Source organism: Mesorhizobium sp. HAY1-8B (assembly GCF_056868045.1).
The window spans coordinates 1,048,919-1,064,010 of record NZ_CP200321.1 but is presented as its reverse complement, the minus strand read 5'-3'; the positions used below and the strand labels follow the sequence as shown (position 1 = coordinate 1,064,010).

Below are 15,092 nucleotides of genomic sequence, written 5' to 3'. Positions count from 1 at the left end.
CCAGGGCTTTCTAGAAGCAGTCGTTTGAAACATAGTCGGTGACCATGAGCACGAATTCAGAAAACCTTTCCCATCGTCTCGCCGCCGGCGCCGACGACGCTCCGGCAATCCTGGCACCCGAGAGAGCCACACTCACCCATGGCGGGCTGCGGAGCCTGATCCAGGCCACGGCCGAGCAGCTGCACAAGCTCGGCATCGGTCGCGGCGACCGGGTGGCGATCGTGCTGCCGAACGGGCCCGAGATGGCCACCGCCTTCGTGACGGTAGCGGCGGCCGCGTCGACGGCGCCGCTCAATCCGGCCTACCGGGCCGACGAGCTCGATTTCTACCTCACCGACATCGGCGCCAAGGCGATCCTTGTCGCGGAGAACGAGACCGGGCCGGCGGTGACGGTGGCCGAACGCCTCGGCATCGGCGTGTTGAGGCTCATCGTGCAGCCCGATGCACCTGCCGGCAGCTTCACCATCGAGGGCGCGGCGGTCGGTCCGCGAGCAGCGCCCGACATGGCAGGGGATGGCGACATCGCGCTTTTGCTGCACACGTCGGGTACGACATCGCGTCCAAAACTGGTGCCGCTCAGCCATGCCAACATCGCCGCCTCCGCTCGCCATATCGGCGCGACGCTCGGCCTGACCGCCGACGACCGCTGCCTCAACATCATGCCGCTGTTCCACATCCATGGCCTGATCGCGGCGGTGCTGTCGTCGCTGGCAGCCGGCGGCAGCATCTACTGTACGCCGGGCTTCAACGCCTTGCGCTTCTTCCAATGGCTGAGCGAGGCACAACCGAGCTGGTACACGGCGGTACCGACCATGCATCAAGCCATCCTGTCCCGGGCAGCCCGCAATCCAGAGGTGCTGGCGGCAGCGCGTCTGCGCTTCATCCGCTCGTCCTCGGCGTCGCTGCCGGCGCAAGTGATGGCCGAGCTCGAGGCGACCTTCGGCTGTCCGGTGATCGAATCCTACGGGATGACCGAGGCGGCGCACCAGATGGCTTCGAACCGGCTGCCGCCGGGCCTGCGCAAGCCGGGCAGCGTAGGGGCTTCCGCCGGCCCCGAGGTGTCGGTGATGGCGCCCGACGGGCGGCTGCTGACAGCCGGCGAGACCGGCGAGATCGTCATTCGCGGCCCCAATGTCACGGCGGGCTATGAGAAGAACCCGGACGCCAACGCCGCGGCCTTCGCGCATGGCTGGTTCCACACCGGCGACCAGGGCGTGCTCGACGAGGACGGTTATCTCAGGGTCACCGGCCGGCTCAAGGAGATCATCAACCGCGGCGGCGAAAAGATCTCGCCGCTCGAGGTCGACGACGTGCTGATGGACCATCCGGCGGTGGCGCAGGTGGTCACCTTCGCCATGCCGCATGACAAGCTCGGCGAAGAGGTGGCGGCGGCCGTGGTGCTGCGCGAAGGCATGAGCGCCACCGAAAGCGATATACGCGCTCACGCCGCGACGCGGCTCGCCGACTTCAAGGTGCCGCGCAAGGTGCTGATCCTGGACGAAATCCCCAAGGGCGCGACGGGCAAGCTGCAGCGCATCGGGCTTGCCGCCAAACTCGGACTTTGACGATGAAGATCACCATTTTCGGCGCCGGCGCGATCGGCGGCTATCTCGCCGCCAAGCTGGCGATCGCCGGCCGCACGGATCTGTCGATCGTCGCGCGCGGCGCCCACCTCGAAGCGATCAGGGCAAATGGACTGCGCCTGATCGAGGACGGCCAGGAATCGGTCGCTCCCGTCCGGGCCGCCGCCAGCGCCGAGGACCTCGGCGTGCAGGACACTGTCGTGCTGGCGCTAAAGGCCCATTCGCTCAACCCCGCGCTGGACCAGATCGCGCCGCTGTTTGGAGACCACACATCGGTCGTCACCATGCAGAACGGCGTGCCGTGGTGGTATTTCCATGGCGTGGGCGGGCCGCTCGAAGGCACCAGGCTGAACGCGGTCGATCCCGGCGGCGCGATCTGGCAGCGGATAGGGCCGGAGCGCGTCATCGGCTCGGTCGTCTATCCCGCCGTCGAGGTCGGCGCACCCGGCCTTATCCGCCATGTCGAGGGCAAGCGCTTCTCGCTCGGGGAACCCTCGGGCGAGCGCAGCGAACGGGTCACGCGTCTGGCCGAGGAAATGGTCAAGGCCGGCCTGCAGGCGCCGGTGCGTGAGGATATCCGCAGCGAAATCTGGGTGAAGCTGTGGGGCAACCTGTCCTTCAACCCGATCTCGGCTCTGACCGGCTCCACGCTGGCGGGAATCGTCGCCGACGAAGGCACCCGCACGCTGGCCCGCACCATGATGCTGGAGGCGCAAGCGATCGGCGAAAGCCTGGGCGTGCGTTTTCCGATCGGGGTCGACCGCCGCATCAAGGGCGCCGGCGATGTCGGCGAGCACAAGACCTCGATGCTGCAGGATTTGGAGCGCGGTCGCCCGATGGAGATCGACGCGCTGGTAACAGCGGTACAGGAACTTGGCCGGCTAACGGACAAGCCGACGCCGGCAATTGACGCGGTGTCGGCGCTGGTGCGGCGGCTGGCGGTGGAGCGCGGGTGTTACGGGTGAGGGGGAAGGCTGAGCCTTGACCTGCTCGTACCCTGCCCAACATATCGTCGGCCCGGCCTCCACGGCATCGCCGAGCACCACTACTTACCGGAACAGTCGCCGCAGACCATACTCTTTGAACCTCTCATATGGCGCAAAGCTGTCCTCTGCCTTCATACGGACCAGGGCGCCTTCGTAGGCTTCGATCAGAAAAGCGGCGGCCGCGTCGGCGGCGACGCCGGGGGCTAGGGCACCAGCGGCATCCGCCTCCCGCAGGGCATCGCGCAGGTTGAACTCCCAGAGGGCGAAGCACTGCTGCAGTGTTTTGCGGAGCGCCGGGCTGCGGGTGGCCAGGGTCTGTGCCACGACGCCGTAGAGGCAGCCACCGAGCGGCTGCTCGCCGCGCAATTCTTGCTCCAGCGCGGCGAAGTAGGTCTCCAAGCGCTGCTGCGGGCTCTGCGTCGGATCGGTCAGCAGCACGGCCAGATTCTGACGGTAGTGCTCACCATAGGCTTCCAGTACGGCGCAGGCGAAGACCTCTTTGCTGGGAAAGAAGTGATAGAAGGAACCCTTGGGCACGCCGGCCTCGGCCAGAATCGGGCCGACTCCGACACCGTCGTAGCCATTCGTCAGCAAGGCCTTCAACCCCACCCTGATCAGCTCTTTACGTGTCGCACTTTCTGCCATAGAGCTACAAGTAGACCGGTCGTCTAGTACAGTCAAGACCCAGCGCGACCGGCTGGAGAGCGGCATGGTCAGCAGCGTGCAAGAAGGCCTGATCGACACAGGCGTGGTTTCTAAAAGGCACAAGGAGCAACGGCTGTACGGGGTGCTGCTGGTCATGGCGTCGACCCTGATGTGGAGCAGCGCCGGCTTTTTCGTCCGCACGCTTGACCTGGATCTCTGGACCATGACGGCCTGGCGCTCGCTTTTCGCCTGCCTCTTACTGCTGCCACTGGCTTTCATGCTGCGCGGGCGGGCGCTCTTCCGGCTGTGGCAGAGTGTCGGGCTGGGCGGACTGGTAGCGATACCCATAATGGCGATAGCCATGTTCAGCTACGTCGCGGCGTTGAAGTTGACCAGCGTGGCCAATGTCATGGTCGTCTATGCAACTGTGCCCTTCCTGGCCGCCGCCCTGGCCTTCCTACTGCTACGTGAACGGCCCGGCCTGCGCGCGCTCTGCGCCGCCAGTGTGGCCTTTATCGGGGTGATGATCATGGCCGGCTCGGTCACCGCAACGGCGGACCTTGCGGGCAACGGCTTCGCGCTGTTGATGACAATAGGCTTCGCCGCCTCCGTCGTCGTCGCCCGACGCTGGACCAGCTACGACGCAGTGCTGGTGACGGGGCTAGCGAGTGGCCTGTGTGCGCTGGCCTGCTTCGCCGTAGTCCTTGCCACGCTGCCAGCCCTGCCGGTGCCGACCGTGCGGCAATTCGGCATCCTCTTCCTCTTTAGCCTAGCCACGCAGAGCCTCAGCTACCTCTTCTTCCTACTGGGTAGCCGCCATGTGCCCTCATCGGAGGCGGGACTGATTGCCTTGCTCGACGTGGTGCTGGGCCCTCTTTGGGTGTGGCTTGTCTTTGCAGAGACGCCAGGGATTCCAGCCCTGATCGGCGGTGCGCTAGTGCTGCTGGCCGTGGTGGGCTACCTCACACTGCCGCGCTTTGGGACCGCTTCATCCTGAAATTCCAAAGATCATAAGAATCTGGTGACGGGGATTACCCGACAGGCGGATCCGCTCATCGCGTCGAATCAATCCGGAGCGGATCAGCCTCCGCCCACCCGCCCGAGCACCCGCGCGTAAAGCTCGCCGACGATGCCGCGGCGGAAGACCAGCACGCACACCATGAAGATGAGCCCGGTGGCGATGGTCACCGGGAAACCGGAGGTGGCGAGCGTGTTTTCCAGCCCGACGACGAGGCTGGCGCCGACGATCGGCCCGACCATCGTGCCGATGCCGCCGAGCAGCGTCATCAGGATCACCTCCCCCGACATCTGCCAGGTGACGTCGGTGAGCGTGGCGAACTGGAAGACGATCGCCTTGAGGGAGCCTGCCAGCCCGGCCAGCGCCGCCGACATGACGAAGGCGCCGAGCTTGTAGTTGGCGACGGAATAGCCCAGCGAAATGGCGCGGTTCTCGTTTTCGCGGATCGAGCGCAGGATCATGCCGAAGGGCGAATTGACGATGCGCCAGATGGCGAAGACGCCGACCAGGAACACGCCAAGCACGAAATAATACATGTTCAGCGAGACGTTCAGGTCGAGGACGCCAAGCAGCATGCCGCGCGGCACGCCCTGAATGCCGTCCTCGCCCTCGGTGAAGGGCGCCTGGACGCAGAAGAAGAAAAACATTTGCGACAGCGCCAGCGTGATCATGGCGAAATAGATGCCCTGCCGGCGAATGGCGAAGAAGCCCATGACAAGGCCGAGCAGGGCGGCCCCCGCCATGCCGAGCAGGATGCCGGCTTCCGGCGGCCAGCCCCAGACCTTGACGGCGTGCGCGGTGAAGTAGGCGGCGCCGCCAAAGAAGGTGGCGTGGCCGAACGACAGCAGGCCGGTATAGCCGAGCAGGAGATTGAACGCGCAGGCGAACAGCGCGAAACACAACATCTTCATCAGGAAGATCGGATAGACCAGGAAGGGCGCCACCAGCAGCGCCAATATGCCGAGCCCGACCAGCGTCCATTCGAGCCATGCCGGGGTTCTGGCTGATGTCTCGCGAAGCGTCAGCTCGGCCATGTCGGGTGTCCCTTGCGCCATGTCAGGCGTCCCTTCCGAACAGGCCGGCCGGCCGGACCAGAAGCACGATCGCCATGATGACGAAGACCACGAGGTTGGAGGCCTCGGGGTAGAAGACCTTGGTCAGGCCCTCGGCGAGGCCAAGCATGTAGCCAGTGACGATCGCGCCGAGGATCGATCCCATGCCGCCGACCACGACGACCGCGAAGACGACGATGATGAGATCCGATCCCATCAGCGGGCTCACCTGATAGACGGGTGCCGCCAGAATTCCGGCCAGCCCGGCAAGGGCGGAGCCGAGGCCGTAGGTCAGCGTCAGCAGCAACGGCACATTGACGCCGAAGGCCTGGACGAGACGGGGATTCTCGGTTGCCGCGCGCAGATAGGAACCGAGCCTGGTCTTCTCGATCAATGCCCAGGTTCCGAAACAGACGATCAGCGAGGCGACCACGACCCAGCCGCGATAATTGGGCAGGAACATGAAGCCGAGATTGGTGCCGCCCGAAAGCAGCGGCGGCACGGCGTAGGGATTTCCCGACACACCGTAAGAGTAGCGGAATATGCCTTCGAGCACGAGCGCGAGGCCGAAGGTGAAGAGCAGGCCGTAGAGTGGATCGGTGTCGTAAAGCCGTGACAGCGCCAGGCGCTCGACCACGATGCCGAAGAGGCCGACGATCAGCGGCGCAAGGATCAGAGCCGGCCAATAGCCGATGCCGAGATAGGTGAGCAGGAGATAACCTGTGAAGGCGCCGAGCATATACTGGGCGCCATGGGCGAAATTGATGACACGCAGCAGGCCGAAGATGACGGCCAGGCCCAGGCTCAGCATGGCGTAGAAAGAGCCGTTGATCAGGCCGACCAGCAACTGGCCGAGGAAGGCCTGGACGGGGATGCCGAAGATCATCGTCATGGCGTCATCATACACCCAGAATTTCGTGGAGCTGCGTCATGCGGTCCGCCAGTTCGCCGGTCGGAAATCCGGCGACGACCTTGCCGTGCTCCATCAGATAGAAACGGTCGGCGACACGGCTGGCGAAGCGGAAATTCTGCTCGACCAGCAGGATCGTCATACCGCGCTTCTTCAACGTCACCAGCAACTCGCCGATGCGTTGCACGATGACGGGAGCGAGGCCCTCGGTCGGCTCGTCGAGAAGCAGCATCTTCACACCGGTCCTGAGCATGCGCGCGATCGCCAGCATCTGCTGTTCGCCGCCCGACAGCCTTGTGCCAGGGCTGTTGCGCCGCTCCTTCAGATTGGGGAAGAGATCGAATATTTCCGCGACGCTCATGCCGCCTTCGGCGACGACCGGCGGCAGGACCAGGTTCTCTTCGACGGTCAGCGTCGCGAAGATGCCGCGCTCCTCAGGCACGAAGCCGATGCCTTGGTGCGCGGTGCGGTGCAGCGGCAGACGCATCAGGTCCGTGCCGTCGAAAACGACCTCGCCCGTTCGCTTGCGGATCAGCCCCATGATGGCCCGCAGCGTCGTCGTCTTGCCGACGCCGTTGCGGCCGAGCAGCGTGACCGTTTCGCCGCGAAGTACTTCCAGGTCGACGCCGTGCAGCGCATGGCCCTCGCCATACCAGGCGTTGAGACCGCGGACCACCAGCAGGGGCGCGGCATCAGTCATCGGCGGTGCCCATATAGGCGACCTTGACGCGTTCGTCGCGGCTGACTGTGGCGTAGTCGCCGGCCGCAAGCACCTCGCCGCGCTGCATGACCGTGATCCAGTCGCAGAGATCTGCGACAACCGTCAGATTGTGCTCGACCATCAAAACTGCGCGGTCGCTGGCCACCGAGCGAATGATGGCCGAAACCGTGGCCACGTCCTCATGCCCCATGCCGGCCATCGGCTCGTCCAGCAGCAGCACTTTCGGATCGAGCGCCAATGTGGTGGCGATCTCGAGCACGCGTTTCCTGCCATAGGAAAGATCGCCGGCCAGCCTGTTCCTGGCATCGTCGAGGCCGACGGAGCGCAGCAACTCCACGGCGCGCGGCGTCAACCGATCGAGTGCCGTGAGCGAACGCCAGAACTGGACGCCGAGGCCAGCCGGCCGCTGCAGCGCGACGCGCACATTGTCGAGCACGCTGAGGTGCGGAAAGATCGCCGATATCTGGAACGAGCGCACCAGCCCCATCCGCGCCACCTTCGCCGGCGAGGTGCGGGTGATGTCGTGGCCGAGCAGTTCGATCCTGCCGCTGGTCGGCGCCAGGAACTTGGTGAGCAGGTTGAAAACGGTCGTCTTGCCGGCGCCGTTGGGCCCGATCAGGGCATGGATGTTGCGATGGCGGACATCGAGGTCGACATTCCTGACGGCGACGAAGCCGGCGAAGTCGCGCCGCAGCCCGCGGGCGGACAGCACCACAAGCGGTTCGCTCCCGTCGAGGTCAGGCGGCGCCATCGGCCGCGCCGATCACTGGGCCGCCGTTGGGCAGCCGCTCTCCTTCTCGCTCAGGAAAGCCTCCTTGCCGGGGATGGTGGCGAGATATTTGTAGTAGTCCCAATCCTTGGTGCTCTCGCTGGGCGCCTTGACCTGGTAGAGATACATGTCGTGGACCATGTTGCCGTCCGCCTGCACCTTGCCGTTGGTAATCACGGCGTCGTCCACCGGCAGCGAATGCAATTGCTTGGCGACGGCCTCAGTCTCGTCGGTGCCGGCCTTGTCGATCGCTTTCAGATACTGCGTCACCGCCGAATAGGTCGCGGCCTGGATCATGTTCGGCATGCGGTTGGTGCGCTTGAAAAAGCGCTGTCCGAATTCGCGGCTCTTGTCGTCGCGATCCCAGTAATAGCCCTCGGTCAGCACGACGCCTTGCGCCGCCTGGAGACCGAGCCCATGCACCTCGGCCAGTGTGAACAGAAGCGCCGCGAGACGCTGGCCGCCCTGGACGATGCCGAATTCGGCCGCCTGCTTGATGGAATTGGACGTGTCGAGGCCGGCATTCGCCAGCCCGATGACCTTGGCGCCCGAAGACTGCGCCTGCAGCAGGAAGGATGAGTAATCGGTCGACCCGAGGGGATAACGCACCTCGCCCAGCACCTTGCCGCCATGGCTCTCGACGAATTTGGCGGTCTGCTCCTTGAGCGAATAGCCGAACGCATAGTCGACGGTGACGAAGAACCAGCTGTCGCCGCCCTGCTGCACGAGGGAGCCGCCGGTTCCCACCGCCTGCGAATGGGTGTCATAGGCCCAGTGGAAGCCGTAGGGCGAGCACTGCTTGCCGGTAAGGTCGGTGGTCGCGGCACCCGTAACGATGTCTATCTTCTTCTTTTCCTTGGAAATCCCCTGGACGGCGAGCGCGACCGATGAGGTCGTCAGTTCCATGATGGCGTCGACCTGTTCGGTGTCGTACCACTGCCGTGCGATGTTGGAGGCGATGTCGGGCTTGTTCTGGTGGTCAGCGCTGATGATCTCGATCGGCGCGCCCTGCACCTTGCCGCCGAAATCCTCGACCGCCATCTTGGCCGCCTCGACCGACCATTTGCCGCCGAAATCGGCATAGACGCCGGATTGGTCATTGAGGATGCCGATCTTGACTTTCCCATCGGAAATTTCGGCGGCCGAGGCGGGGATCGCGGTCGCGGCGAGGAGCGCGGCCGAAACGAAACAGCATGCCTTCATATGTACTTCCTCCCATCATGAATCCGACCGTCCCCCCAAACGATCACCAGCAAGCGGTATTGAACATGTGCAAGATGAGGAGGAACGGCAAGGGGCGGCTTGCGGATTTCACGTTCGAAGCCTGGCAGGCTCTTGCTCGCCGGACGGCTTTCCGAGCCTGCCGCCGCCGCCGGGGTGGCAGCAAGGCCGATCGGCCAGATCATGTCAGCCGGAAGCTCGGGAAGCGGCACGGCCATGTGAGGCGTGACCGGCGGCATGGCGGAATCAGCGCACACATCATCCCATTCTTAGTCAGGGGAATGGACTCGACCGCCAGAGCCGTAACGCTTAGATTGCGGTATGGATCGCTAGGCTCCAGGGGGAAGCCAACTGAGATATCAGGATGGCTTTGGTAATGAATAGATCGATAACCGCCGTTACCGTGACGCACAACAGCGCGCATACCGTGCGCGGCGCGCTCGCTTGCCTGCCCCCGGGCATCGAGATCGTGTGCGTCGACAATGCAAGCACCGACGATCTTTCCGCCGCGCTATCCGGTTTTGCCGTTCATCGCATCGATAATCCTGAAAACCTCGGCTTTGGGCGTGCCTGCAACATCGGGGCGGCGGCGGCATCGGGAGAGTATTTGCTGTTCGTCAACCCCGATGTGCGCCTTGGCGCGGACGCCGTCGACGCGCTCATGCAGGCGGCTGAACGCTACCCGAATTGCGGCGTCTTCGTGCCGCGCACAAACACGGTGGATGGGCGCCTGTGGTTTCGCGAGCAGAGCGAAATCGATCGCCTTTCCGGCGTGTCGCTGCCCACACGTATCCGGCAGGTCTGGGGGGACTGTTGCGTGCGCTTCGTCAATGGCGGCGTGTTCATGATCAGAAGAACACTGTTCCTCGATACAGGAGGCTTCGACGAGGATATCTTCCTGTATTTCGAGGATGACGATCTCTCTTATCGACTGCTGCAGCGTGACGAACCCATGATCCTTGTCAGTAGCGCGCATGCTGTCCACGACGTTGGCACTTCGGTTGCACAATCAACCCGGTCACGGATCTTCCGGTATCGGTCCAAGATGCGATCGGAGATCCATTTGCGCAGAAAATACGGCATAGCCTATAGCCCATTTGTGGACATACTCCGCTATCTGACGAAGATAGGCTTCTACTGTCTTACGCTTAATCGAAATAGACTGATCAATTCCCTGGGCCGGCTGATCGGCATATTTGACAGCATCCTTGACCGATCGCACGCGAATCGGAACAGCGGCTATGTCGCCTGACGCTATCGACACGAGACTTGTTCCGCCTGATGTCCTGCCCTGCGAACCGCGAAAAGGCGACGCATATGGCGTCGGCCGAAGCGGTGCGCTGAGCGAAATCCACATTCACACGCCGGGACGCTACATCGTCGAGCTTTCGCCAACAGAGAGGCGGATGCCGTTTCTCCGGCTCAATGTTCGCCGCCCGGGACAGGCCGACAAGATCGTCTATGTGCCTGTCACCAGGCGGACGTCCTATCTGCTTAGAAGCCGTGAAGGCGGGCTGGTGCTGCGGTTTGATAGAGGCGACGTCGTTGCAGCGAGTGCCCGCCTCCTAAGCATCAGGGATATTGGCGCGCTGTTGAGACGGCGCCGCCGCCACAAGCGATTTCAACTGCCGCTTGGCCAAGGCCTTGTATTGCAGCCTCTTTTGCACATTTCAGGGGCGGAAGGGCGCGAGTTGGCTCGTGCCCTCGGCAGCCTTGCCGGTTGGGGTTTTGGCACGGCGAGCGACAATCTGCAGAAAACCCTGTCGCGGCACTTTGATGGTCCGCCAGCCGAGGCCCCCGAGCGCCGGCCCACCGTCAAACCCAGGATCGCCGTAGCGCTTCACCTGCATTACCCCGATCTCTGGCCCGAATTCGAGGCGCTGCTGGCGACGATCGATCGACCGTTCCATCTCATCCTTACACTGACCCAGTCCGACGTGGCACTCGCGCAACGCGTCCAGGCGAGATTTCCGGATGCCGAGGTGGTCGTTTATGACAATCGCGGTCGCGACGTCGGTCCTTTCATCCAATTGCTTCGCGAAGGAAGGCTCGATCCCTTCGACCTGATCTGCAAGCTGCATGGCAAGAAGTCCGGGCCGCGCGGACCGCGCATGGTCCTCGGTGATATCTGGCGCCAGGCGAGTGCGTTCGACCTGATCGGATCCCGCGACATGGTTGACCGCATCATCGCCGAGTTCGAGCGTTCGCCCGATACCCAGATGATTGGATCCAGACGCTTTCGGTTGCCCAATGAATGGAAGGGGGAGAAGGCTGCGTGGGGCGAGAACAAGGCGATGGTCCTCAATTTGCTGGAGACGATGGGGATGCCCTCCAGCTCTCGTCTCGACTTCTTTGCCGGAACGATGTTCTGGGTCCGCCGCGGCGCGCTGGAACCTCTCATGCGGCTTGATCTGCCTTTGGCGGTCTTCCCCGAAGAGGCAAGCCAACAAGACGGCACGTTGCAGCATGCCCTAGAGCGTGTGCTTGGAATGATCTGCACAAAGATCTCCGGCGTTGCCTGGGATGACGACATGGCGCCGGATTCCCGCGAGGCAGACCCGATTGGATAGATCCGAATTCCTGATCTTCATAGGATCGCTCACCAGCAGAAGGCGCTGGAAGATCTTCCAAACCTGGCAACGAATTCGCGCCAGCGGGTTGTTCGATTTGTCGTGGTATCTGGTCCAGAATCCGGATGTAGCCAGGAGCGGAAAGGACCCGATCCTGCATTACATCAGGCACGGTGCCGCCGAGTCACGAAACCCGAGTCCGGACTTCGACAACGAATACTACCTGGCGAAGTATCCCGACGTGACTGCCGCGTCGATGAATCCGTTGGATCACTACATTCGTTTCGGCAAGATTGAGGGGCGCAGCATCCGGCGTGCTCCGGGCACAAATGCCGGCGCCCTCCAGAGACCCGCTAGCTATGTGCCGCGATCCGGCGAGGGGCGACCAGCCGCTTTGAGGGCGCGCCTCATTGCATTTTATCTGCCGCAGTTTCATCCGATTCCTGAAAATGATGCCTTCTGGGGAAAGGGCTTCACGGAATGGACGAATGTGACGCGGGCGACGCCGCAGTTCGACGGTCATTACCAGCCCAGGCTGCCGGCGGATCTTGGCTTCTACGACCTGCGCGTGAAGGACATCCAGAAGGAGCAGATCGAGATTGCCCTTCAGTATGGCCTCTCGGGGTTCTGTTTCCACTTCTACTGGTTCAACGGCAAGCGCGTTCTTGAGATGCCGATCGCCCAATTCGTCGAGAACGATGCACACGAGATGGGCTTCTGCATCAATTGGGCAAACGAGCCGTGGAGCCGCCGTTGGGATGGGCGCGAACAGGAAGTCTTGATCCCGCAATCGCACTCGCCCGAGGACGACCTGGCCTTCATCCAATACGTATCCGGCTATTTCCGCGACAGAAGGTACATCCGTATCGCCGGCAAGCCACTGCTTATGGTTTATCGGCCCGGATTGTTTCAGTCTGCAGCTGAAACGGCACGGCGCTGGAGAGCCTATTGCCGGGAGGCCGGCATCGGCGAGATTTTTCTTGCCTATCCGCAATCGTTCGCCTCGGGCGATCCCGCCGAATTCGGATTCGACGCCGCCGTCGAGTTTCCACCGAATCTTGGACGATTTCCCGATATCAGCGCCAGCATCCCAACGCTCAAGAGCGGCTTCAGGGGGAAGATCTACGACTGGACAGAGCTCCTCAATCGCAGCCGCGCCTACCCGCAGGTTCCCTACACGCTGTTTCGCGGACTTTGCCCTTCCTGGGACAACACGGCGCGGAGGATGGAGGCCGCCTACATTCTGGTGAACGCATCGCCGTCCCGCTACGGAGAATGGCTCGCCAACGCGGTCGTCGATACATGCGACCGTTTTGCCGATTTCGACAGCCGGCTGATCTTCATCAATGCCTGGAACGAGTGGGCGGAGGGAGCCTATCTCGAGCCTGATGCCCGCTATGGCTACGCCTATCTGCAGGAGACGAGGGACGTCCTGTCGGCACGGCGGGCGGCCGGCAGATCACCCGGGGGGCCGTCGTGGCGCGTTTTGTTCGTGTCGCACGATGCGGCTCTCGGTGGAGCGCAGGCATCGTTGATGAACATCATCCAATGGCTGCAATCGCACACCAATCTGGAGATCAAGGTGCTGTGCCTGGCAGGTGGTCAACGGCTCGAAGAGTTTCGACGTCTCGTCGATACCGTCGTTCTGGATGATCTGGTTTTGAAGACCGCGACGACCGCCACAAAGCTGGCCTGCATTACGGCCTGGTTCGGCGGCAGGCCGGATCTCATCTATTGCAACAGTCTGGCTACCGGCCGCGTGCACGCGCTGCTTGCTAGACTGGGCAGTCCGATCCTGACGCATGCCAGGGAGTTGGGAACGAGCGTTGCCCGATACGCAAAGGACAATATGGGCGATGTCGTTTCCCGCACGCAGAGATTTGTAGCGTGTTCCCGAAGTGTCCGGGACTATCTGGTATCCGAGCACAACGTCGCAGCGGACGCCATCGACGTCATCCCAAGTGCGGTTCCGCAACCCACCGCCGACCACAACCTTACGGAAATCCGGCGCCTTGAAAGCCGCCGCCTTGCCGGCTGGCCGACGGACAAGGTCATCGTCCTGGGTTCCGGCGTCGGCATGCCCTTCCGCAAGGGTGCCGACCTCTTCATCGAGGTCGCCCGAATCCTTCGGGCACGCGGGGTTGAAGACTATCATTTCTACTGGCTCGGCTCGTTTCCGGGGCGGGAACGGGATGAGGTTGTCGGTACATGGTCGCAGCAACTCGACAGATTGCGGGCCGACGGGTTGGACGAAAAAGTCACATTTCTGGGTGATGTCGACGATGTGGGAGCTTACCTTCGGCGCGCCGATCTGTTTCTTCTGACGTCCCGCGAAGAGCCGTTCGGCCGCGTCATGCTGGAGGCGGCCTTCGCCGAATTGCCGGTGATCTGCTTCGCAGGCAGCGGCGGGGCACCGGAGTTCGTCGAGGAGGATGCCGGCATCATAGTCGAGCGGGCTGATCCCGCCGCGATGGCCGATGCCGCGTTGAGACTGATCCGGGACAAGTCCCTGCGGATGCAGCTTGGCAAGCAGGCGGGCGTCAAGGCAAGGCTACATTTTTCCACCGATCGGGTCTTTCCGCGCCTTCTGTCGGCCATGCGGAAGGTCGCCGACAAGCCGCCGGCGGTCTCGGTCATCGTGCCGAACTACAATTACGCCCGCCATCTGCATGAGCGCATGGACAGTATTCTGGGGCAGTCGTTTCAGGATTTTGAACTCATCATCCTGGACGATGCCTCGACAGACGGCAGCCAATCGATCCTGAATTATTACGCCGGTGTCCATGGCACCCGTGTCATCGTCAATGACAGGAATTCCGGGGCGCCTTACCCCCAGTGGTTCAAGGGCATGGCGCTTGCAAGGGCCGACTTGATCTGGATCGCCGAAGCCGATGACGTATCAGACCCGAGTTTCCTCGAAACACTGGTGCCCTTGTTCCGCGATCCAGGCGTGAAGTTTGCCTTTTGCGCATCGAAGATCATCAATGATCGAAGCGAGACCGTCGGCGACTATCTGTCCAGCCCGTACCTCACCGATCTCTCCAATTTCAAATGGAGGCGCAGCTACCAAGTTTCGGCGGCGCAGGAGGTCAACGAAGGGCTGGGTGTCAAGAACACGGTCATCAATATCAGCGCGGCGGTTTTCCGGAAGTTCGACATCACGCCGGATTTCGTCGCGCAGGTCCTGTCCCTGCCAGCGGGCGGCGACTGGTACTTTATCCTCGAGGCAATCCGCAACGGCTCCGTCGCTTATGAGGCTGCATTGCTCAACCATCACCGCCGGCACGACGACAGCGTTACCAGCGCCGTCACGGCCTCCCATTCAGAGGCACTGCTGCGCACGCGGCAGATGATCCATCAGCATGTTTTGCACACATACGAAACGGATTTGGCCATCAAGCCGAAAATGGCCGAACATGTCCTGCAACTCTGGAACCAGCTCTTTCCCGGGCGCCCGGCCGGCGAGATGGAAAGCCTGTATTCGCTAACCAAATTGGGCGAATTCCCTGCGAGAAGCCCGCGGATCCCAGAGATTGCTCTCGAGCAGTAGCCGTTTCACGGAAACGGTGACCTGCTCCACTCTGTTTTGACGCAATTCCGCACGGGAACCCGCTTCA

General features: G+C 62.8%; 13 protein-coding genes. 6 read left to right on the top strand and 7 right to left on the bottom strand.

Translation table 11 applies throughout. The features are described 5' to 3' along the window. The first annotated feature begins 44 nt into the window (after nt 1–44). Complete coding sequence (locus AC1VON_RS05285) at nt 45–1,565, top strand: acyl--CoA ligase (RefSeq protein WP_172347609.1); 1,521 nt, start codon at nt 45–47, stop codon at nt 1,563–1,565. Nucleotides 1,566–1,567: 2 nt separating this feature from the next. Beyond that, nucleotides 1,568–2,548 (top strand): 2-dehydropantoate 2-reductase, encoded by a 981-nt coding sequence (locus AC1VON_RS05280; protein WP_172347610.1) that lies wholly within the window; start codon nt 1,568–1,570, stop codon nt 2,546–2,548. Between the two features lie 84 nt (nt 2,549–2,632). On the opposite strand, the gene AC1VON_RS05275 is transcribed toward AC1VON_RS05280, so the two are convergent. Next, entirely contained in the window at nt 2,633–3,214 is a 582-nt protein-coding gene (locus tag AC1VON_RS05275) for a TetR/AcrR family transcriptional regulator (protein ID WP_172347611.1), read from the bottom strand. 64 nt (nt 3,215–3,278) lie between these two features. Between AC1VON_RS05275 and AC1VON_RS05270 the strand changes: the two genes are divergently transcribed. Next, nucleotides 3,279–4,211 carry a DMT family transporter gene (locus AC1VON_RS05270; protein WP_483120797.1) on the top strand — a complete coding sequence of 311 codons (933 nt, stop codon included), beginning with the start codon at nt 3,279–3,281 and terminating at the stop codon, nt 4,209–4,211. An 83-nt stretch (nt 4,212–4,294) separates the two neighbouring features. Here the strand turns inward: AC1VON_RS05270 and AC1VON_RS05265 are convergent, their stop codons facing one another. Genes AC1VON_RS05265 through AC1VON_RS05240 form a run of 6 tightly spaced genes read right to left on the bottom strand, consistent with a single transcriptional unit; the run spans nt 4,295 to nt 9,123 of the window. Further along, nucleotides 4,295–5,266 (bottom strand): branched-chain amino acid ABC transporter permease, encoded by a 972-nt coding sequence (locus AC1VON_RS05265; RefSeq protein ID WP_172352799.1) that lies wholly within the window; start codon nt 5,264–5,266, stop codon nt 4,295–4,297. 22 nt (nt 5,267–5,288) lie between these two features. Then, nucleotides 5,289–6,176 (bottom strand): branched-chain amino acid ABC transporter permease, encoded by an 888-nt coding sequence (locus AC1VON_RS05260; protein ID WP_172347613.1) that lies wholly within the window; start codon nt 6,174–6,176, stop codon nt 5,289–5,291. 7 nt (nt 6,177–6,183) lie between these two features. Beyond that, entirely contained in the window at nt 6,184–6,894 is a 711-nt protein-coding gene (locus AC1VON_RS05255) for an ABC transporter ATP-binding protein (protein WP_172347614.1), read from the bottom strand. After that, on the bottom strand, nt 6,887–7,666 hold the full coding sequence (locus tag AC1VON_RS05250; RefSeq protein ID WP_172347615.1) for an ABC transporter ATP-binding protein: 780 nt from the start codon (nt 7,664–7,666) through the stop codon (nt 6,887–6,889). The genes AC1VON_RS05255 and AC1VON_RS05250 overlap by 8 nt, the downstream gene beginning before the upstream one ends. 12 nt (nt 7,667–7,678) lie before the next feature. Further along, entirely contained in the window at nt 7,679–8,887 is a 1,209-nt protein-coding gene (locus AC1VON_RS05245) for an ABC transporter substrate-binding protein (RefSeq protein ID WP_172347616.1), read from the bottom strand. Beyond that, nucleotides 8,884–9,123, bottom strand: coding sequence for a hypothetical protein (locus tag AC1VON_RS05240; protein WP_172347617.1), 240 nt, complete (start codon nt 9,121–9,123; stop codon nt 8,884–8,886). The genes AC1VON_RS05245 and AC1VON_RS05240 overlap by 4 nt, the downstream gene beginning before the upstream one ends. A 146-nt stretch (nt 9,124–9,269) precedes the next feature. Here AC1VON_RS05240 and AC1VON_RS05235 point away from each other — a divergent pair, with 146 nt between their 5' ends. The 3 genes from AC1VON_RS05235 to AC1VON_RS05225 are packed head-to-tail and all read left to right on the top strand — an operon-like array spanning nt 9,270 to nt 15,025. After that, the gene (locus AC1VON_RS05235) at nt 9,270–10,157 is read left to right on the top strand and encodes a glycosyltransferase family 2 protein (protein WP_172347618.1); all 888 of its coding nucleotides are present in this window, start codon (nt 9,270–9,272) and stop codon (nt 10,155–10,157) included. After that, complete coding sequence (locus AC1VON_RS05230) at nt 10,114–11,475, top strand: rhamnan synthesis F family protein (RefSeq protein ID WP_483120792.1); 1,362 nt, start codon at nt 10,114–10,116, stop codon at nt 11,473–11,475. Before AC1VON_RS05235 ends, AC1VON_RS05230 begins: the two co-directional genes overlap by 44 nt. Beyond that, on the top strand, nt 11,429–15,025 hold the full coding sequence (locus AC1VON_RS05225; RefSeq protein WP_483120790.1) for a glycoside hydrolase family 99-like domain-containing protein: 3,597 nt from the start codon (nt 11,429–11,431) through the stop codon (nt 15,023–15,025). The genes AC1VON_RS05230 and AC1VON_RS05225 overlap by 47 nt, the downstream gene beginning before the upstream one ends. Nucleotides 15,026–15,092 lie beyond the last annotated feature (67 nt).